Source organism: Aeromonas sp. s3, from assembly GCF_040907805.1.
Taxonomy (GTDB): Bacteria; Pseudomonadota; Gammaproteobacteria; order Enterobacterales; family Aeromonadaceae; genus Aeromonas; species Aeromonas dhakensis.
In genome coordinates this window covers 184,853-202,456 of the sequence record NZ_JBFOCQ010000027.1, presented here as the reverse complement: position 1 = coordinate 202,456, position 17,604 = coordinate 184,853, and the positions used below count along the sequence as shown (strand labels likewise).

Annotated in this window: 17 protein-coding genes; 11 read left to right on the top strand and 6 right to left on the bottom strand. The window is 66.1% G+C overall.

Going from position 1 to position 17,604, the window contains the following annotated elements; translation table 11 throughout:
* Positions 1 to 46: 46 nt before the first annotated feature.
* The 4 genes from exeK (at position 47) to exeN (ending at position 3,681) form a co-directional block, all read left to right on the top strand.
* Complete coding sequence (exeK, locus tag AB5Y98_RS13885; protein ID WP_368232110.1) at positions 47 to 1,072, top strand: GspK family T2SS minor pseudopilin variant ExeK; 1,026 nt, start codon at positions 47 to 49, stop codon at positions 1,070 to 1,072.
* A 119-nt stretch (positions 1,073 to 1,191) separates the two neighbouring features.
* Positions 1,192 to 2,376, top strand: a complete 1,185-nt coding sequence (exeL, locus tag AB5Y98_RS13880) for a GspL family type II secretion system protein ExeL (protein WP_124249421.1) — start codon at positions 1,192 to 1,194, stop codon at positions 2,374 to 2,376.
* Positions 2,373 to 2,864, top strand: coding sequence for a GspM family type II secretion system protein ExeM (gene exeM, locus AB5Y98_RS13875; protein ID WP_005308496.1), 492 nt, complete (start codon positions 2,373 to 2,375; stop codon positions 2,862 to 2,864). Before exeL ends, exeM begins: the two co-directional genes overlap by 4 nt.
* Positions 2,865 to 2,925: 61 nt before the next feature.
* Entirely contained in the window at positions 2,926 to 3,681 is a 756-nt protein-coding gene (exeN, locus tag AB5Y98_RS13870; protein ID WP_005308499.1) for a GspN family type II secretion system protein ExeN, read from the top strand.
* 60 nt (positions 3,682 to 3,741) lie between these two features.
* Here the strand turns inward: exeN and AB5Y98_RS13865 are convergent, their stop codons facing one another.
* Positions 3,742 to 4,557, bottom strand: a complete 816-nt coding sequence (locus AB5Y98_RS13865) for a LuxR C-terminal-related transcriptional regulator (protein WP_368232109.1) — start codon at positions 4,555 to 4,557, stop codon at positions 3,742 to 3,744.
* Between the two features lie 161 nt (positions 4,558 to 4,718).
* Here AB5Y98_RS13865 and tyrS point away from each other — a divergent pair, with 161 nt between their 5' ends.
* Positions 4,719 to 5,984 carry a tyrosine--tRNA ligase gene (gene tyrS / locus AB5Y98_RS13860; RefSeq protein WP_368232108.1) on the top strand — a complete coding sequence of 422 codons (1,266 nt, stop codon included), beginning with the start codon at positions 4,719 to 4,721 and terminating at the stop codon, positions 5,982 to 5,984.
* Here tyrS and AB5Y98_RS13855 read toward each other — a convergent pair.
* Positions 5,979 to 6,884: a LysR family transcriptional regulator gene (locus AB5Y98_RS13855; protein WP_368232107.1), complete on the bottom strand. Its 906-nt coding sequence runs from the start codon at positions 6,882 to 6,884 to the stop codon at positions 5,979 to 5,981. The genes tyrS and AB5Y98_RS13855 overlap by 6 nt on opposite strands.
* 115 nt (positions 6,885 to 6,999) lie before the next feature.
* Between AB5Y98_RS13855 and AB5Y98_RS13850 the strand changes: the two genes are divergently transcribed.
* Positions 7,000 to 8,106 carry an NADH:flavin oxidoreductase gene (locus AB5Y98_RS13850; protein WP_368232106.1) on the top strand — a complete coding sequence of 369 codons (1,107 nt, stop codon included), beginning with the start codon at positions 7,000 to 7,002 and terminating at the stop codon, positions 8,104 to 8,106.
* Positions 8,107 to 8,175: 69 nt separating this feature from the next.
* Here the strand turns inward: AB5Y98_RS13850 and yrfG are convergent, their stop codons facing one another.
* Positions 8,176 to 8,844 carry a GMP/IMP nucleotidase gene (yrfG, locus tag AB5Y98_RS13845; RefSeq protein WP_368232105.1) on the bottom strand — a complete coding sequence of 223 codons (669 nt, stop codon included), beginning with the start codon at positions 8,842 to 8,844 and terminating at the stop codon, positions 8,176 to 8,178.
* A gap of 138 nt (positions 8,845 to 8,982) precedes the next feature.
* Between yrfG and nudE the strand changes: the two genes are divergently transcribed.
* The 3 genes from nudE (at position 8,983) to AB5Y98_RS13830 (ending at position 12,123) form a co-directional block, all read left to right on the top strand.
* Positions 8,983 to 9,591, top strand: coding sequence for an ADP compounds hydrolase NudE (nudE, locus tag AB5Y98_RS13840; protein WP_054544019.1), 609 nt, complete (start codon positions 8,983 to 8,985; stop codon positions 9,589 to 9,591).
* Between the two features lie 35 nt (positions 9,592 to 9,626).
* Positions 9,627 to 10,439, top strand: a complete 813-nt coding sequence (gene cysQ / locus AB5Y98_RS13835) for a 3'(2'),5'-bisphosphate nucleotidase CysQ (RefSeq protein ID WP_005308514.1) — start codon at positions 9,627 to 9,629, stop codon at positions 10,437 to 10,439.
* A 412-nt stretch (positions 10,440 to 10,851) separates the two neighbouring features.
* Positions 10,852 to 12,123 carry an HAAAP family serine/threonine permease gene (locus AB5Y98_RS13830; RefSeq protein ID WP_368232104.1) on the top strand — a complete coding sequence of 424 codons (1,272 nt, stop codon included), beginning with the start codon at positions 10,852 to 10,854 and terminating at the stop codon, positions 12,121 to 12,123.
* A gap of 72 nt (positions 12,124 to 12,195) precedes the next feature.
* On the opposite strand, the gene AB5Y98_RS13825 is transcribed toward AB5Y98_RS13830, so the two are convergent.
* The 3 genes from AB5Y98_RS13825 to metJ all read right to left on the bottom strand — a co-directional run bounded on the left by AB5Y98_RS13825 (position 12,196) and on the right by metJ (position 13,730).
* On the bottom strand, positions 12,196 to 12,534 hold the full coding sequence (locus AB5Y98_RS13825; RefSeq protein WP_368232103.1) for a tRNA-binding protein: 339 nt from the start codon (positions 12,532 to 12,534) through the stop codon (positions 12,196 to 12,198).
* Between the two features lie 84 nt (positions 12,535 to 12,618).
* Positions 12,619 to 13,371 (bottom strand): helix-turn-helix domain-containing protein, encoded by a 753-nt coding sequence (locus AB5Y98_RS13820; protein ID WP_368232102.1) that lies wholly within the window; start codon positions 13,369 to 13,371, stop codon positions 12,619 to 12,621.
* Positions 13,372 to 13,406: 35 nt separating this feature from the next.
* Complete coding sequence (metJ, locus tag AB5Y98_RS13815; protein ID WP_005308521.1) at positions 13,407 to 13,730, bottom strand: met regulon transcriptional regulator MetJ; 324 nt, start codon at positions 13,728 to 13,730, stop codon at positions 13,407 to 13,409.
* A 208-nt stretch (positions 13,731 to 13,938) separates the two neighbouring features.
* Here metJ and metB point away from each other — a divergent pair, with 208 nt between their 5' ends.
* Positions 13,939 to 15,102, top strand: coding sequence for a cystathionine gamma-synthase (metB, locus tag AB5Y98_RS13810; protein ID WP_368232101.1), 1,164 nt, complete (start codon positions 13,939 to 13,941; stop codon positions 15,100 to 15,102).
* The gene (locus AB5Y98_RS13805; RefSeq protein WP_270829011.1) at positions 15,102 to 17,570 is read left to right on the top strand and encodes a bifunctional aspartate kinase/homoserine dehydrogenase II; all 2,469 of its coding nucleotides are present in this window, start codon (positions 15,102 to 15,104) and stop codon (positions 17,568 to 17,570) included. Before metB ends, AB5Y98_RS13805 begins: the two co-directional genes overlap by 1 nt.
* The last annotated feature ends 34 nt before the right edge of the window (positions 17,571 to 17,604 follow it).

Here is a 17,604-nt window from a genome sequence, read left to right as displayed (position 1 = left end):
CGACGCCGCCAGTTCCTGATCGGCGCAGGCGGCCAGCGAGCGGACAATGGCAATTAAGCGCGGCCGGGGCCGATCCCGCACCACTCCGGGCCGCCAGGGGGGTATGGCCCTGCTGGTGGTGCTGCTCATCCTGTCGGTGATGGTGATCATCGCCAGCAACATGAGCGGCCGCCTGCAGCTGGAGCTGCGCCGTACCGCCAACCTCACCGCCGGCAAGCAGGCCTGGTGGTATGCCATGTCGGCGGAGGCGCTGGTGAGCAAGGTGCTGGTCCAGGATTTCAAGGATGACCCCAACGTGGTCAGCCTGGGGCAGAACTGGGCGCGCCAGGATGCGGTCTTCCCGGTGGATGACGGCAAGCTCACCGGCCGGGTGCGGGACCTGCAATCCTGCTTCAACCTCAACAGCCTGAGCGTGCCGTTGAAGGACGGGATCAGCGGCGACGATCTGGAGAAGCAGCCCTATCCGGTCAAGGTGTTCAAGGCGCTGCTCAAGCAGCTCGAGGTGGAAGATTACGAGGCGGTGCAGCTGACCGATGCCATCCGCGACTGGACCGACAAGGATACCGTGCTGGTGTCGAGCTACGGCGCCGAGGATGCCTATTACGAAGGGCTCACCCCCCCTTATCTGACCGCCAACCAGTGGATGCTCGGCACCGACGAGCTGCGAGCGGTGCGCGGGGTGAGCGCCAAACTGTACGCCCGGCTGGCGCCCTATGTGTGCGCCCTGCCCAACGACAAGCTGGTGGTGAACGTCAACACCATTCGGCCGGAGCAGTCGGCCCTGCTGGTGGCGCTCTATCTGGACAAGGTGGGGCTGGACGATGCCAAGCGGGTGCTGACCAGCCGCCCCCAGAAGGGGTGGAAGAACAAGAAGGAGATGACGGACCAGATGCCGGTGCAGGTGGGCAACATCCAGGGTCTGGATGCGGCGCTGGACGTCAAGAGCAGCTATTTCGAAGCCAGGCTGCTTGCCGAGGTGGGTGATACCCGGGCCAGGCTGGAGAGCGTCTTCGTGCGCGGCAAGGACAACAAGCTGGTGATGCTGCGCCGTCTGAACGGCGGCGCCGAATAACAAGGGAGGCGGGTGACGGTCGTTGGCCGGCCCGCGCCATCCCCCGATTGGACTGCAGCCCATGGCTGCGCGCCCGCCCATCCCGAGGGATGCGAGCGAGCATGGCAGGAGAGACATTAGTGAGCGAGAGTCTGGTCATCCGTCTGGGGACCAATGCGCAGCAGCCGGTCGAGTGGCTGGTGTGGTCGGGCGGGGAGGAGGAGGTGATCGCCTCCGGTACCCTGGCCTCGGCCCATGCCCTTGGCGAGCTGCAGGAGCGGGCCGGTGGCCGCCCGGCGGTGGTGCTGGTGCCCGGCAGCGATCTTATCTTCCGGCGGGTGAGCCTGCCGGGCAAATACAGCCGCCAGAGTGCGGCCGCGCTTCCCTATCTGCTGGAGGAGCAAATCGCCTCCGACGTGGATGAGCTGCACCTGGTGGTGCTGGGCCATCAGGGTCACGAGGTGGACCTGATGGCGGTCGACAAGGAGAAGATGCAGACCTGGCTCGGCTGGCTGGAGCAGGCCGGTCTCAAGAGCCGGCAGCTGCTGCCGGACGTGCTGGCGCTGCCGCAGGCGACCGACGGCTGGTCGGCGCTGCAGCTGGGCAAGGAGTGGCTGCTGCGCCAAGGGCCCTGTCAGGGCATCGTCGCCGACGAGCCGCTGCTGGCCATGTTGCTGGCGGCGGAGCCGGCGCCGGTGACCATTCACAGCCATACCCCGCCGCCGGCCATTGCGGCGGCCAGCTGGCAGGCGGCCGATCCCGAACTGCCCATGCTGCTGCTGGCCCGGGGCGCGCTCGCCAGTCAGGCCAACCTGCTGCAGGGGCCATACCGGCCGCAGACCGAATACTCCCGCTACTGGCAGCAGTGGCGCAAGGTGGCGGTGGTGGCCGGGGCGCTGCTGGTGGTGGCGTTCGCCCAGCGTGGCGTGCAGCTCTATCAGCTGGCGGAGCAGGACAAGGCGCTCAAGGCGGAGATCCGGCAGGTCTACACCCGGATCTTCCCGGGGGAGAGCCGCATCGTCAACGTGCGCAGCCAGATGACCCAGCACCTCCAGCAGCTGGGGCAGACGCCCCAGGACGGGGTGTTGATGGTGCTGACCGAGCTGGCGCCCACCTTCGCCGAAGTACCTGGCCTCAAGCCCGAGGTGCTGCGTTTCGACGCGGCTCGCGGCGAGCTCAGGCTGCAGGTGACGGCCCCCGGTTTTGCCGAGATCGAGCGTTTTCGCGAGCTGGCCGGTAAGCGCTTCGAGGTGCAGCAGGGGGAGGTGCGCAGCACCGAAGGCAAGGTCGAAGGGGCACTGGTGCTGAAGGGTAAATCATCATGATGGACAAACTACAAGGCTGGTGGCGGAGCATCAGCGCCCGCGAGCAGCGGCTGGTGGCGGTGGGCGGCAGCGTACTGTTGATCGGCTTCTGCTACTGGGTCATCTGGCAGCCCATCGGCAACCGTATCGACGAGCGCGAGCGGCAGGTATTGAGCCAGCAGCAGACCCTCGCCTGGCTGAAAGAGAAGGGTGAAGAGGTGCTGGCGCTGCAGGGTGGCCAGGGCCGCCAGCTCGATACCAGCGGCACCCTGGAAGGGGTGGTCAACCGCACCGCCTTCAACCAGAAGATCAAGATTGCCCGGTTGCAACCCCAGGGCCAGGAGCTGCAGGTGTGGATCGACACGGTGGCGTTCGATGATCTGCTGATCTGGCTGGCGACCCTGGCGGATCGCCATGGCGTGCAGGTACAGGTGATCGAGCTGGCCAGCGAGAATCTGGCGCCCGGTCTGGTCAAGGTACGCCGCTTGCAGCTGAGCCGTCCCCAATGAAACAACGCGTCCCGAGCAGGGCCCTGCGCCTGATCGGGCGTTTGCAGTCGAGTCGTTTTCTATGAAGCAAAGAGTGCTGATTGCCGTGCTGTTTCTGGCGGCCTATCTGGTTTTCCTGCTGGCCAAGCTGCCGGCCTCTCTGGTGGTGCGCTACCTGCCGCTGCCGCCCCTGGTGCAGCTGGAAGGGGTGAGCGGCACCCTCTGGAGCGGCCAGGTTGCTCGCCTGCAATACGCCAGCGAGTCGCTGACCCAGCTGCGCTGGGAGCTCAACGGCTGGTCGCTGCTGCGCTTTGCCCCTGAGGTCTCCCTGCGCTTTGGCGAGCGCAGCGGCCTCAACGGGCAGGGGGTGGTCGGCTGGAGCGGCGCCGCCTTCGGCCGCGACATCACCCTCAACGTGCCGGCCCCCTGGCTGCTGGCGCGGGTGCCGATGCAACTGCCCGTGCCGGTGACGGTGGCTGGCCAGTTGCAGCTCAAGCTCGATCAGTTTGCCCAGGGCAACCCCTGGTGCGACAACCTCTACGGCAACCTCTACTGGTACGGGGCCGATGCCGATACCCCGGCCGGCAAGCTGGTGCTGGGGGATCCCGAGATCAAGCTGACCTGCATCGACTCCCGGCTGGTGGCCGAGCTCAAGCAGGGCTCGGAGGCGGTACAGGTGCAGGGCAAGCTGGAGCTGCAGGCCAATCGCCAGTATCTGTTCCAGGGCACGTTGAAACCCGGGCCCGAACTGCCGGAGCAGATGAAGCAGGGGCTGCCTTTCCTCGGCCAGCCCGATGGTCAGGGGCGCTTCCCGCTGCGCTACCAGGGCCGTATCTGACGGCGTTGCCGTCTGAGCTGGCAAGCATCGACACCACCCCGCCTCGGCGGGGTGGTGTCGTTATGGGGAGGTGCCGGCCGGCGCCGTGATGAGGTGATTGAGGAAGAAGCGGAACAGCTCGGCCCGTGAGCGCAGGTGCAGCTTGGCGTAGAGGTGCTTGCGATGATTCTTCACCGTGCCGCTGCCGATGCCAAGCGCTCCGGCAATGGCCTCGGTGTCGAGCCCCTGCAACAGCAATCCCGCCACCTGACGCTCGCGGCGGGTGAGGCTTGCGCCCCCCACGCTGGCGATGGCCTGCTCCACCGTTGCCTTGAGATCGGCGCCACCCGGCAGTGCCGGGCTCTGGGCCAGCAACGCGGCTCCCTCCCGCCAGTGCTGGCGGCACAGCGAATGCACCAGCGGAAACAGCGCATCCAGTCGGGCCAGTTCGTCACGACTGAGGGAGCTGCGCTTGTCGAGTCGCCCGAGAAACAGCATCAGGGTGAGGCCGTCCCGTACCGGCAGGATCAGCCCCACCTCCTCCTGCCAGCCGGTGACCTGATAGAAGTGGTGGCGATACTCGGGGTCGAGCCGCCCCCGCGACACCTGCGCCAGGGTCCAGACCCCGGCCCCCAGACCCTGTTCCAGCGCTTGCATAAAGGGATCCTGGCTGAAGTGACGGGTGAGGTAGCGATCGAACAGCAGGGCCCGCTGGTGGTGCAGGTTGTCGTAGAGGTAGACGGGGCGCTGCCCCACCCCGAGCAGCAGGGCGCAGTCGAACGTCACCTGCTGCTGGATCAGGCGCACCAGGGCTGCCGGGAAGCCGCTGCCATGCAGGGCATCGACGACGGCGGTGAGGTTCGTGGTCAGCGAATCTGCGGTGAGGGGTTGGGTCATGGCGATAAGTTCCGGGTGGCGGGCTTCCCGCGATGGTTGTGCGATGGTCACACTATGGCCGGATGCTAGCACGGGAGTGGCAAAACTGTCCCCTGGGGGACATATTCGATGCGAGCCAGAGCGGCGAGGATGTGGGCTTTTCCCCTGCTGTTGGAGCACCCATGATCAACCCCCACCTACTCGATGAGCTGACCCGACGCGGCCTGGTGGCCCAGAATTCCGACCCGGTGGCGCTGGCCGACCATCTAGCCAGCCCTCGCACCGTCTACTGCGGCTTCGATCCCACCGCCGGCAGCCTGCATATCGGCCATCTGGTGCCACTGCTGATGCTGCGCCGCTTCCAGCTGGCGGGCCACACCCCGGTGGCCCTGGTGGGCGGTGCCACCGGCCTGATCGGCGATCCCAGCTTCAAGGCAAGCGAGCGCAGCCTCAACAGCGCCGAGACGGTGCAGGGCTGGGTGACCAGCCTGTCGGCCCAGATAAAAGCGTTGCTGCCGGCGAGCGAAGGGCTGGCGGCGCCGCTGCTGGTCAACAACGCCGACTGGATGGGGCAGATGTCCGCCCTCGATTTTCTGCGGGACATCGGCAAGCACTTCTCGGTCAACGCCATGCTGGCCCGCGAGTCAGTGCGCCAGCGCCTCGCCCGCCCGGATCAGGGCATCTCCTTCACCGAGTTCTCCTACACCCTGCTGCAATCCCAGGACTTCGCGGTGCTCAACCAGCGCCTCGGTTGCACCCTGCAGATAGGCGGCAACGACCAGTGGGGCAACATCACCAGCGGCATGGATCTCACCCGGCGGCTCAATCAGGCCCAGGTCTATGGCATGACCCTGCCGCTCATCACCAAGGCGGACGGCACCAAGTTTGGCAAGACCGAGGGCGGCGCAATCTGGCTCGATCCGGCGCTCACCTCGCCCTACGCCTTCTACCAGTTCTGGCTCGGTACCGCGGATGAGGATGTCTACCGCTTCCTGCGCTACTACAGCTTTATGGCGCTGGCCGAGATTGAGGCGCTGGAGGCGGAGGATGCCAAGCGGCAGGGGCGCAAGCTGGCCCAGCAGGTGCTGGCTGACGAGCTGACCGAGCTGGTGCACGGCAAAGGGGCGCTGGCGGCGGCGCGGCGCATCAGCGAGCTGTTGTTCAGCGGCGAGGTGGCATGCCTTGGCGAGAGCGATCTGGCCCAGCTGGCCCAGGATGGCCTGCCGAGCAGCCCCATCGAGGGGGAAACGGATCTGGTGACCCTGCTGGTGGAGTGCGGCCTGGCGAACTCCAGGCGCATCGCTCGCGAGCTGCTGGCGGCGGGGGCGGTCAGCCTCAACGGTGCAATCCGCCAGGATGGGCAAGTGACCGACGGCGACTGGCTGTTCGGCCGCTATCTGCTGCTGCGCCGGGGCAAGAAGCAGTACCACCTGGTGATCCGCTCATGAGGGGGTGAGCGCCTCGATGACGTAGTCGAGGAAGTGGCCGACCAGGGCCGACTCGGCCCGGCGCTGGGTGTAGAGGGCATAGAAGCCGGTCCCCTTGGGACGGTAGTCGGGCAGCACCTCGCGCACCACCCCCTCGGCCAGCTCGGCCGCCACCAGGTAGCGCGGCAGGCGGGCGATCCCCAGCCCCTGGCGCATCGCCTGGTGAATCGCCTTCTTGCTGCTGAAGGCCAGCTCGCCCGCCACTTCCAGCGGGATCTCGCGCCCCTGGGCAAGCAGGGTCCAGCGCTCGTGGCGGCTGTACTCCTGGCAGCGGGTGATGAGGGGGTGCTGCTGCAGATCCTGCGGCTCGCGCAAGGGCGGGTGGCGGTCCAGGTAGTCGGCGCTGGCGCAGAGCACCAGATCGTCCACCCCGATGGGGCGTGCCAAATAGGGCTGGCTGCCAAGCTCGGTGCTGCGAAACGCCACGTGCAGGTTGTCGCGCAGCAGGTCGGCCGGGGTATTGCTGAAATCGGCGATGATCCGCACCTCTGGGTGGTCGGCGCGAAAGCGCAGCAGCACCGGGGTCAGCACCACCTCACCCCACAGATCCGGCGCCGTGATGCGCAGCTCCCCGCACAGGGCCGAGCGGCGGCGCTGCAGGCCGTCCAGCAACTGCTCGTGCAGGGCGATCATCTGGTCGGCCTGGCGGTAGGCGAGCTCCCCCGCGTCGGTCAGCTGCACCCGGCGGGTGGTGCGGCTCAGGAGCGTGTTGCCGAGGCTCTGCTCCAGGTGGCGCAGATCCTTGGAGGCCTTGCTCGGGGTGATGCCGAGCTGGGCCGCCGCCGCGGCGAAGGATCCGCAGCGGACGATGGCGACCAGCAGGCGCATCAGGTAGAGGGTGTCGAGCTTGTGGTGACGCATGAGGGGTGACCTATTGTGTCTTGCTGGGAATGAATGCCTTGCTTGTGTGCCTGATTATATCCTGAATGCCCGGGATTATAGTGGCGACATTCCATTGCGATCCCGGGAGAGGGCGATGAACAAGGCACTTGGCAACAGCTTCCACTTCGAACGGGCCGGATTGCGGCTCAAAAACCGGGCCGTGCTGGCCCCTTTGACCCACAACATGAGCGGGGCCGGCGGCGATCCCGCTCAGGCCGAGCTCGACTGGCTGGCACGTTGCGCCCGCGGCGGTTTCGGCCTGCTCATCGCCGCCGCCACCCAGGTACAGCCCGGCGGACGCTGCTGGGCGGGGCAGCCGGCCCTGATGACCGACACCCAGCAGCAGGCCTTCACGGCCCTGGCCGACAGTGTGCGGCAGGCCGGGGCGCTGGCGGTGGTGCAGCTGCATCACGGCGGGATGCGGGCCCTGCCCGAACTGAACGACGGGGCGCCGGTCGGCCCGTGCGAGCTGGCGCCGGGTGGGCGCCACCCGCTCGGGGTCAAGGGGCTGAGTGAGGAGGGAATTCTTACTCTGATCGAGGCCTTCGTGGGCGCCGCCGAGCGGGCCCATGGCGCCGGCCTGCACGGGGTCGAGCTGCACGGGGCCCACAACTTCTTGCTCTGCAACTTCCTCAACCCCCTGCACAACCGTCGCACCGACCGCTGGGGCGGCAGCATCGCCAACCGGGCGCGGATCCTGGTGGAGATAGTGCGCGGCATCCGCGCCCGCCTGCCCCGGGAATTTCTGGTCGGGGTGCGCCTCTCCCCCGAAAACTATGCCCATATCCAGGGCATAGCGCTGCCCCATCAGCTGGCGGTGGCGCACCTGCTGGCGGACGAGGGGATCGACTACCTGCACTTCTCCATGGGGGACAGCTTCAAGGCGGTGGCGGGGGATCCCGACGGCGGCGCCCTGCTGGAGGCGGTGCGGGTCGGGTTGGCCGGGCGGGTGCCGCTCATGGTGGCGGGCAAGATCCACGACGCAGATTCGGCCGAGCTGGCCCTGGCCGGCGGCGCCGATCTGGTAGCGGTGGGCACGGCGGCGATCGGCAATCCGGACTGGATGGAACGGGTGAGCCGCGGCCTGCCCCTGCAGCGCGCCCCCTTCACGGCGGCGCACCTAGCGGAGATCGGCTTCACCCCAAACGCCCTCGACTACCTGGCCGGCATGGGGGTACTGGCCCCGGGCGATGCGGCCTGAGGGCTTTAATCAGCGGACTGGCTGCTGAGCTGATATGACAAGGCCCTCGCGATGAGGGCCTTGAGCGTATCAGGTGCCGAGGGGCAACAGCTCGGCGTAGTCGCGGATCGCCGGGAAGGCGGTGATGCGCTGCTCGGGCTGCCGGCTGTCCGGATTCTGGATGGCGAGCTGGTAGCCGATGCCGTAATCGGCGGCGGCGTGCAGGATCCGCTCGCTGTCATCCACGAACAGGGTGCGAGCCGGGTCGAACGCCAGCCGCTCGGCCAGCGCCTGCCAGCAGCGCTGGCTCTCCTTCGACCAGCCCAGCTCGTGGGTGCTCACCATCAGATCGAGGTGCTCGGCGAGGCCGAGGTGCGCATCCTTGACCGACAGGCTGGCGGGGTGGGCATTGGTGAAAAGCACCAGCTGCTTGCCGGCGGCCTTGAGCGCGGCCAGGAAGGGGACGACGTTGGGGCGCCACTGGATCTTGGCCAGGATCTCCTGTTTGAGGGCGCGGATGTCGAGCCCGAGCGTCTCGCTCCAGTAATCCACGCAGTACCAGTCGAGGGTGCCGCTGACGGCCTGGTAGTGCGCCTCGATCTGCACTCTGGCCTCGGCCAGCGGCAGGCCGAGTCGTTCGGCATAGCGCTCGGGGACCAGCTGCTGCCAGAGGTGGTTGTCAAAATGGAGATCGATCAGGGTGCCATCCATATCGAGCAGGACAGTGTCTATCTGGTGCCAGGGCAGTGGGGTCGGCATGGGGCCTCGGTGGTCGGGTCGAAACGGGCGGGCATTATAACGGATTTTTCCCGCCGCTTTCCCACCCTTGCCCCGTGGTGTTCGAGAGGGGAGTCGTTTACTCTTGAAACACGATTTTTTAACGAGCAGCCAGCCCCGATGAGTGATCACCACCAACGCAAACCCGTCCACCTCAGCGTCGACACCATGGCGCACGACAAGAGCAAGCCGGAGATCCTCAAGGCCGAGATCGTGGCCGAGAGCCGGCTGTTCAAGGTGGAGTCGCTCCACCTCAAGTTTTCCAACGGCGAGGAGCGGGTCTACGAGCGGATGCGTGGCGGCAACCGGGGCGCCGTCATGGTGGTGCCCTTGTTCGATGCCCACACCCTGCTGCTGGTGCGCGAGTATGCGGCGGGCACCCACTCCTACGAGCTGGGCTTTCCCAAGGGGCTGATCGACCCGGGTGAAGATGCCCTCGAGGCGGGCAACCGGGAGCTGATGGAGGAGGCGGGCTTCGGGGCCAACAGCCTGACCCTGCTCAAGCAGGTGTCGCTGGCGCCGGGCTACTTCTCCAGCCGGATGGACATCTTGCTGGCGCGGGATCTCTTCCCCGAGCAGCGTGTGGGGGACGAGCCCGAGCCCCTCGAGGTGATCCCCTGGCCGCTGAACCGGATCGACGAATTGCTGGCGCGCCCTGACTTCACCGAGTCGCGCAGCATCAGTGCGCTGCTGCTGGCCCAACGCTGGCTGGCGGAGCAGGCAGAGTAGCCCGCAGGGGCAGTTTGAATACAGAGGATGACAAGATGCAGGAGTTGTTGGCCTGGGTGCCGGGGGTCAAGGAGATCGCGCGCGAAGCGGGCCGGATCCTTCACGAAATCTATCACGGCGGTCAGTTCGAGCGTCAGCTGAAGGAGGATGCGACCCCGGTCACCAGTGCCGATCTTGCTGCCGATGCCTACCTCAAACAGGCGCTGTCGGCGCTCACTCCCCACGTGCCCGTGCTGACCGAAGAGGCGGCCGACATCCCCTTCAGTCAGCGCGCCAACTGGCGTCAGTACTGGCTGGTGGATCCCCTCGACGGCACCGGCGAGTTCATCGCCGGCAGCGGTGACTTCGCCACCCTGATCGCCCTGGTACAGGATAACGTGCCGGTGCTCGGTGTCATCTATGCCCCCGAGTCGGACGTGCTCTACTGGGCGGTGCGCGGCCATGGTGCCTTCAAGGAGGCGAACGGCGAGGTGCACCCCATCAGTGCCATGCACCACGAACACGATCAGCCCGATTCGCTGGTGGTGGCCATCAGCCGCCGCCAGAAGCTGGAGAACCTGACCCGCCGCCTCAACCCGGCCATCAACTACGAGCTGATCCCGCTCGGCTCCAGCTCGCTCAAGTCCTGTCTGGTGGCGGAAGGTGCGGCCGACTGCTACGTGCGGCTCGGCCCCACCGGCGAGTGGGACACCGCCGCCGCCCAGTGCATCGTCGAGGCGGCCGGTGGTCGCATCCTCAGCCTGGCACTGCAGCCGCTGCGCTACAACGAGACGGAGTCGCTGGAGAACCCGGACTTCATCGTGATGGGGGATCCGGATCTCGCCTGGGGCAGCATTCTGGCCCATTGAGCGGGTAAACAGGTCATCGTTGACGGCAATCAGGCGGCCCCATGGCCGCCTGATTGCATGGTGTGATCCGCTGGTTTTATCGGGGATGAACAGGAATATCCGCTGGCAAAGCGCGGGAATGACAGTGAATCATCACAAGAGAGGGCGGCGGAATGGCACGATTTTTCAGGTAATTCTGCAAACGATCATTTGGCCAAAATAAAAAATTGACCATGAATAAAAATTTGGTTTTAAATTTCACTAAATTGACTGAATTTAGTTTTACTCATTTATGTGATCCCGATTCCATTCCCAATCTCACTGGCTGAAGCCCGTAATGGTAGTGATATGTTTCAGGGGGGATTTTTGAGAATTAAATCCCGATAAACCACAATGAACTCAGATTAAAACACTGACAAAAAGTGAATTAGTAATGAGTTTATCTGTAGACGTCACAGGGGAGCTGTCCGGTTCCCGCTCCACCACCGTCAGCGCCACCCCCTGGCGCCGCCACGACACCCACTGGGTCATCAGCCTGTTTGGTACCGCCGTCGGTGCCGGCATCCTGTTCCTGCCCATCAACCTGGGTCTGGGCGGGATCTGGCCCCTCATCATAGTCGCCGTGCTGGCCGGCCCCATGACCTTCCTGGCCCACCGCGGGCTGGCGCGCTTCGTGCTTTCCTCTTCGCGCCCCCACGCCGACTTCACCGAGGTGGCCCAGGAGCACTTCGGCAAGATGGCCGGCCGCCTCATCTCGGCACTCTACTTCCTCTCCATCTTCCCGATCCTGCTCATCTACGGGGTCGGGCTGACCAACACGGTGGAGAGCTTCATGATCAATCAGCTCGGCATGGCGACCCCGAACCGGGTGATGCTCTCCGGCATGCTGGTGTTCGCCATGATCGCCGTGATGCTGGCCGGTGAGAAGGCAATGCTGCGCGCCTTTGCCGTCATGGTCTATCCGCTGGCGGCCATCCTGGCGGCGCTCTCCTGCTACCTCATTCCCCAGTGGCAGTGGCCACAGCTGGGCAGCCTGGAGGGCGGCAGCTTCCTCAACACCGTCTGGCTGGCGCTGCCGGTCACCGTGTTCGCCTTCAGCCACGCCGCCGCCATCTCCGGCTTTGCCAACGTGCAGCGCCGGGAGTACGGCGAGCAGGCGGAAGCCAAGAGCAGTCTGATCCTGCGCAACACCACCGTCATGCTGGTGGGCTTCGTGCTGTTCTTCGTCTTCTCCTGTGTGCTGAGCCTCTCGCCGGCCCAGCTGGCCGAGGCCAAGGCCCAGAACGTCTCGGTACTCTCCTATCTTGCCAACATCACCGACAACCCGGTGATCGTGACCCTGGGGCCGCTCATCGCCTTCATCGCCATCAGCTCCTCCTTCCTCGGTCACTTCCTCGGTGCCCGCGAGAGCCTGAAAAGCCTGATCGCCAAGCCCACCGGCCTGTCGCTGGCGAAGGCGGACAAGCTCGGCATCGCCCTGATGTTCTTCTCCATCTGGGGCGCTGCCATCATCAACCCGGGGATCCTGGGGCTGATGGAGACCCTCTCCGGCCCGGTGATCGCCATGATCCTGTTCATCATGCCGGTGGTGGCGATCTACAAGGTGGAGACGCTGGCGCGCTTTCGCCAGCGCTGGGCCAACGGTTTCATCCTGCTGACCGGCTCGCTGGCGGTGTCGGCGCTGATTTTCAGCCTGCTGAAGTAACGGCGAGCAACCAGCCGCAAAAGAGAGAGGCGACCCCAGGGTCGCCTCTCTTGTATCCGTCCGATTGTGGCCTCAGCCGAGCTTGGCGCCGTTCTCCACCGCCTGCTCGGGGATGGCGATCACCACGGCGCCATCCGGCCGGTAGAAGCCGGTCAGCAGAAACTCCGACTGGATCGGGCCTATCTGCTTGGGGGGGAAGTTCACCACGGCGACAATCTGGCGACCTACCAGCGCCTCCGGTCGATAGAGGTCGGTGATCTGGGCGCTGCTCTTGCGCACCCCGAGCTCGGGGCCGAAATCCGCCCACACCTTGTAGGCCGGGCGGCGCGCCTCGGGGAAGGGCTCGACCCGCACCAGGGTGCCCACCCTGAGCTCCACCATCTCGAAATCCTGCCAGCTTATGGTCTGCATCTTGGCTCCTCGTTGCCCATACCTTGCATGAGCCTCAGCATGCCTCGAAACCACCTGCGCCGTCTTCGGCAAACGGCCGCCCGGTTACGGCAAGCGGCCGTTTTGTTGGCGCCAGCGGGAAGGGGTCACTCCGGTTTCGGCCAGGAAGCGCTCGCCGAAGGCCCCCTGATTCTGGTAACCGCAGCGGCTGGCCACGTCGCCGACGGGCAGGGCGGTGTGGGCGAGCAGGGTACGCGCCAGTGCCATGCGCCGCGCCCGGATGTAGTGGGAGACGCTCATCCCCACCTGCTGCTGGAAGGCGTGCTTGAACTGGCTCTGGCCGAGGCAGGCGATGGCGGCCAGCCGCTCGTTGCTGAGGGGCTCGGCGAGATGCGCCTCGATATGGCGCTGCACCTTGCCGATGCGCGGGGCGAGGCGGGCACGGCCGCGCGAGCCTGCCTGCTGCGCCTCTGCCAGCAGACTCAGCCACACCTGCTCCATGCCGGCCACGTGGCGCCCCTCGGCCACCATGCGGTGCAGGAAGGCGAGGTAGTGGCGCTGGGCCTCGTCCAGCTCGATGAAGGGGCGCTCGCCCAGCTCTCCGGGCAGCCAGTGACTCTCCTGCACCAGAAACGAGAGCGCCGGATCGGCGGCGTAGTCGTGCCGCTCACCGGGGGCGATGATGCAGGCAAAGCCGGGCGCGAGCCGCCGCCCCTGGCCCTGCACCTCGATCTCGATGGGACCTTCGAGGGGGACCACCAGCTGGGCATGGTCGTGGCTGTGGCTGCAGACGTCGCTCTGGTAGCGACGCAGGCTGAAAGGGGCGGATAGCGATGACGCGGCCTGGGGCCGCGTCATCGAAGGGGGTTTGCTGTTTGGCATCTGCTGCTGGATTACTCGGCGTCGAAATCTTCGATCTCTTTGCCCAGCGCTTCCATGATGGCACGCGCCTCGGCAGGGACGCTGTCCGGATGATCCTTGCGCAGATCTTCGTCGCAGGGCAGCGGCTGACCGGTGAAGGCGTGCAGGAAGGCTTCGCAGAGCAGCTCGCTGTTGGTCGCATGACGCAGGTTGTTCACCTGACGGCGGGTGCGCTCATCGGTCAACACCTTCAGCACCTTGAGCGGGATCGAGACGGTAATCTTCTTGACCTGTTCGCTCTTCTTGCCGTGCTCCGCGTAGGGGCTGACGTAGTCGCCGTTCCACTCTGTACCCATGATCCACCTGTTCTCGTTTAGCCGTGAGCGCGGATTTTAACCCTTAAGGAAATCAATGGCAATCCAACAGCAAAGCCATTTAGACGTCTGGAAGTGTTGACGGCCTTTTTAAGCTGGCGTAGTGTGGGTCACCATGAGCCCGCAATGGCGGGATGACGCGTGGCAGAAACAGCATGCCAGCGTGTGAAGAGACATCAAGGAGAGTGACATGACCCACAAGGCCACCCTGGCAGTGCGCACCGGGATTGAGACTGACCAGCAACACGGTGCCGTGGTGCCGCCCATCTACCTCTCCAGCAACTACACCTTTGCCGACTTTGGCGAGCCTCGTCAATACGATTATGCCCGCTCCGGCAACCCGACCCGCACCAATCTGGCGGACGCGCTGGCGGCGCTGGAAGGGGGCGCCGGCGCCGTGGTGACCGGTACCGGCATGGGGGCCGTCCATCTGGTCACCACCGCCCTGCTCAAGGTGGGGGATCTGCTGATCGCCCCCCACGACTGCTACGGCGGCACCTGGCGCCTGTTCGAGTACCTGGCGGCCAAGGGCCACTACCGGGTGCAGTTCGTCGATCAGGGGGATGCGGCGGCACTGGCCGAGGCACTGGCCCAGCAGCCGGCGCTGGTGTGGGTGGAGACCCCCTCCAACCCGCTGCTGCGGGTGGTGGACATCGCCGCCATCGCCGAGGCGTCCCACGCGGCGGGGGCCAAGGTGGCGGTGGACAACACCTTCCTCTCGCCGTTGCTGCAACAGCCGCTGGCGCTGGGGGCCGATCTGGTGGTGCATTCCACCACCAAGTACATCAACGGCCACTCCGACGTGGTGGGCGGGGTGGCGATCGCCAAGGAACCCGAGCTGGCCGACTCCCTGGTGTGGTGGGCCAACTGTCTGGGGCTCACCTCCGGGGCATTCGACTCCTACCTCACCCTGCGCGGTCTGCGCACCCTGGCCCCCAGGTTGCGCGCCCATCAGGAGAACACCGACCGCATCCTCGCCTTCCTGCAGCAGCAACCGCTGGTCAAACGCATCTATCACCCCAGCTTGCCGAGCCATCCGGGCCACGACATTGCGCGCCGTCAACAGTCCGGTTTCGGCGCCATGTTAAGTTTTGAGCTCGATTGCGGCGAGGCGGGCATTCGCGCCTTCCTGGCGGCCCTCACCCTCTTCTCGGTGGCCGAATCCCTCGGCGGGGTGGAGAGTCTGGTGGCCCATCCGGCCAGCATGACCCACAGGGCCATGACCCCGGCCGCCCAGCAGGCGGCAGGCATCAGCAGCCAGCTGCTGCGTCTGTCGGTCGGTATCGAACACGGTGAGGATCTGGTGGCCGATCTGGCCGCGGCGTTTGCACAAGCACAGCAGGTGGCGAAGTAATGGAACAGCAGCAACAAGGAGAGATCGCGGTGGCAACAGAAGCAGGCTTGAAGCGACGTCACGTCCACAAATTCGGTGGCAGCAGTCTGGCGGATCCGGTCTGTTACCGCCGGGTCGCCAGCATTCTCGAACAACAAGCCGAGCAGCAGGGGGGCGGGCGAGAGCTGGTGGTGGTCTCCGCCGCCGGCAAGACCACCAACCGGCTGATCCAGCTGGTGGAGCTGGCCGAAGCCGGCGATGAAGCCGCCGGTGAGGCCATCTCGGCCCTGCAGGCCTATCAGCAGAGCCTGATCGACGGCCTGCTGGAAGGGGAATTGCACCTCGAACTGAGCCAGCAGCTGGCTGACGATATGCAGCTCATCGCCAAGACCCTGGAGGGGCAGTTTGACCGCTTCGAGCGCAACGGCCTGCTCGCCTTTGGCGAGGTGTGGTCGGCGCGCCTGTTGGCGGCCCTGCTCACCAGTCGCGGCGACAAGGCCATCTGGCTCGATGCCCGCAGTTTCCTGCGCGCCGAGGATGGTGCCCTGGTCAAGGTGGATACCGCGCTCTCCAGCGAACTGCTCAAGGCGCGACTGGCCGAGCACGCCGGCCGCATCGTGGTGACCGGCTTTATCGCCGCCGACATGGAGGGACGATCCCTGCTGCTCGGCCGTAACGGCTCCGACTACAGCGCCAGCCTGTTGGCCCTGCTGGCGGACGGCGAATCCACCACCATCTGGAGCGACGTGGCCGGGGTCTACAGCGCCGACCCGCGCCGGGTGAAAGAAGCACGCCTGCTGGAGCGCCTGAGCCTCGCCGAGGCCAACGAGCTGGCCCGCCTCGGCTCCTCGGTGCTGCACTCGCGCACCCTGCAGCCGGTGGCCGACAGCCGCCAGCGCCTCACCCTGCGCTGCAGCTACAACCCGGACGAGGGTTGCACCCACATCCTGCGCCGTGCCCCCCGCTCCGGCGGCGCCCGCATCGTCTCCTCGGTGGATCAGATCGCCCTGATCGAACTCAAGGTGCTGCCGCAGACTGATTTTGAGCAGACAGTGGCAACCATCGAGGCTTATCTGGCCCGCCATCGCCTCAATCCGCTCACCCTGCAGCGCCAGCCTGATCGCCGGATCCTGCGCCTCGCCTACACCCTCGAGGTGGCGCAGGGGGCGTTCGAGTTGCTGCGCGACTTCCAGCTGCAGGGCAGCTTCACCGCTCTTATCCAGCGCGAAGGCTACAGCCTGGTGGCGCTGGTGGGTGCCGGCGTCACCGACAACGCCGAGCAGTGTCACCGCTTCTACCAGCTGCTGGCGGATCAGCCGCTGGAGTTCGTGCAGGTGGCCAAAGATGGCCTGAGCCTGGTGGCCGTGCTGCGCCAGGTGGTGCTGGAGCCGCTGCTGATCGCCCTGCACAGCGCCCTGTTCAGCCGCCCGAACCGGGTCGGCCTGGTGGTGTTCGGCAAGGGCAACATCGGCGGCCACTGGCTGAACCTCTATGCCCGCGAGAAGGCGCGGCTCGAGCATGAACTGAACCTGGCGCTCACCCTCTACGGGGTGTTCAGCTCGGAAGGGGGCCTGCTGGATGAAGAGGGGCTGGATCCGCTCAAGGTGCAGGACAATTTCAATCCCAAGCCGCTGATCTGGCCCGAGCTGCTGGCCCAGCTGGAGCAGCATGGCTTCGATACCCTGATCGCGCTGGACATGACCGCCAGCGAGACGGTGAGCCGCTACTACCCGGACTTCGCCCAGCTCGGCATTCACATCATCGCCGCCAACAAGTTTGCCGGCGCCGCCGACAGCGAGTTCTACCAGCGCATCAAGCAGACCTGCCGCGACCATCAGGTGCAGTGGCGCTACAACGCCACCGTGGGCGCCGGCCTGCCGATCCAGTCCAGCATCCAGATGCTGCGCCAGAGCGGCGACCGCATTCAGGGGGTCTCCGGCATCTTCTCCGGCACCCTATCCTGGCTGTTCCAGCAGTATGACGGCAGCCGCCCCTTCTCCGAGCTGGTGGACGAGGCGTGGCAGCACGGCCTGACCGAGCCGGATCCCCGCGAGGATCTCTCCGGCCAGGATGTGCGCCGCAAGCTGCTGATCCTGGCGCGGGAGGCGGGCTTCGAGCTCGACTCCGCCGACATCGAGCTGGAGAACCTGGTGCCCGTCTCCCTGCGCAAGGTGAGCACGGATCAGTTCATGGACAGGCTCAAGGAACTGGATGACCCGATCCAGACCGCCTTCGAGGGGGCGCGCCGGGTCGGCAAGGTGCTGCGCTATGTCGCCCGTTTCGAGCACGACGGCAAGGCGCGGGTTGGGCTGGAGGCGCTGGAGCCGCACCACCCGTTCGCCAACCTGCTGCCGTGCGACAACGTGTTTGCCATCGAGAGCGACAGCTATCGCACCAACCCGCTGGTCATCCAGGGGCCGGGCGCCGGCCGGGAAGTGACGGCCGCCGCCATCCAGTACGACCTCTGGCAGATCTGTGCCAGCCTGTAACAGCGGACAAGCCGTTCAGTCAAAGAGGCGCCAG

Excerpts from the sequence above, each read along its gene's own strand:
- exeK (WP_368232110.1), top strand. The coding sequence starts at position 47 with ATGGCAATTAAGCGCGGCCGGGGCCGATCCCGCACCACTCCGGGCCGC.
- exeM (WP_005308496.1), top strand. The coding sequence starts at position 2,373 with ATGATGGACAAACTACAAGGCTGGTGGCGGAGCATCAGCGCCCGCGAG.
- exeN (WP_005308499.1), top strand. The coding sequence starts at position 2,926 with ATGAAGCAAAGAGTGCTGATTGCCGTGCTGTTTCTGGCGGCCTATCTG.
- AB5Y98_RS13865 (WP_368232109.1), bottom strand. The coding sequence starts at position 4,557 with ATGACCCAACCCCTCACCGCAGATTCGCTGACCACGAACCTCACCGCC.
- tyrS (WP_368232108.1), top strand. The coding sequence starts at position 4,719 with ATGATCAACCCCCACCTACTCGATGAGCTGACCCGACGCGGCCTGGTG.
- AB5Y98_RS13855 (WP_368232107.1), bottom strand. The coding sequence starts at position 6,884 with ATGCGTCACCACAAGCTCGACACCCTCTACCTGATGCGCCTGCTGGTC.
- AB5Y98_RS13850 (WP_368232106.1), top strand. The coding sequence starts at position 7,000 with ATGAACAAGGCACTTGGCAACAGCTTCCACTTCGAACGGGCCGGATTG.
- yrfG (WP_368232105.1), bottom strand. The coding sequence starts at position 8,844 with ATGCCGACCCCACTGCCCTGGCACCAGATAGACACTGTCCTGCTCGAT.
- nudE (WP_054544019.1), top strand. The coding sequence starts at position 8,983 with ATGAGTGATCACCACCAACGCAAACCCGTCCACCTCAGCGTCGACACC.
- cysQ (WP_005308514.1), top strand. The coding sequence starts at position 9,627 with ATGCAGGAGTTGTTGGCCTGGGTGCCGGGGGTCAAGGAGATCGCGCGC.
- AB5Y98_RS13830 (WP_368232104.1), top strand. The coding sequence starts at position 10,852 with ATGAGTTTATCTGTAGACGTCACAGGGGAGCTGTCCGGTTCCCGCTCC.
- AB5Y98_RS13825 (WP_368232103.1), bottom strand. The coding sequence starts at position 12,534 with ATGCAGACCATAAGCTGGCAGGATTTCGAGATGGTGGAGCTCAGGGTG.
- AB5Y98_RS13820 (WP_368232102.1), bottom strand. The coding sequence starts at position 13,371 with ATGACGCGGCCCCAGGCCGCGTCATCGCTATCCGCCCCTTTCAGCCTG.
- metJ (WP_005308521.1), bottom strand. The coding sequence starts at position 13,730 with ATGGGTACAGAGTGGAACGGCGACTACGTCAGCCCCTACGCGGAGCAC.
- metB (WP_368232101.1), top strand. The coding sequence starts at position 13,939 with ATGACCCACAAGGCCACCCTGGCAGTGCGCACCGGGATTGAGACTGAC.
- AB5Y98_RS13805 (WP_270829011.1), top strand. The coding sequence starts at position 15,102 with ATGGAACAGCAGCAACAAGGAGAGATCGCGGTGGCAACAGAAGCAGGC.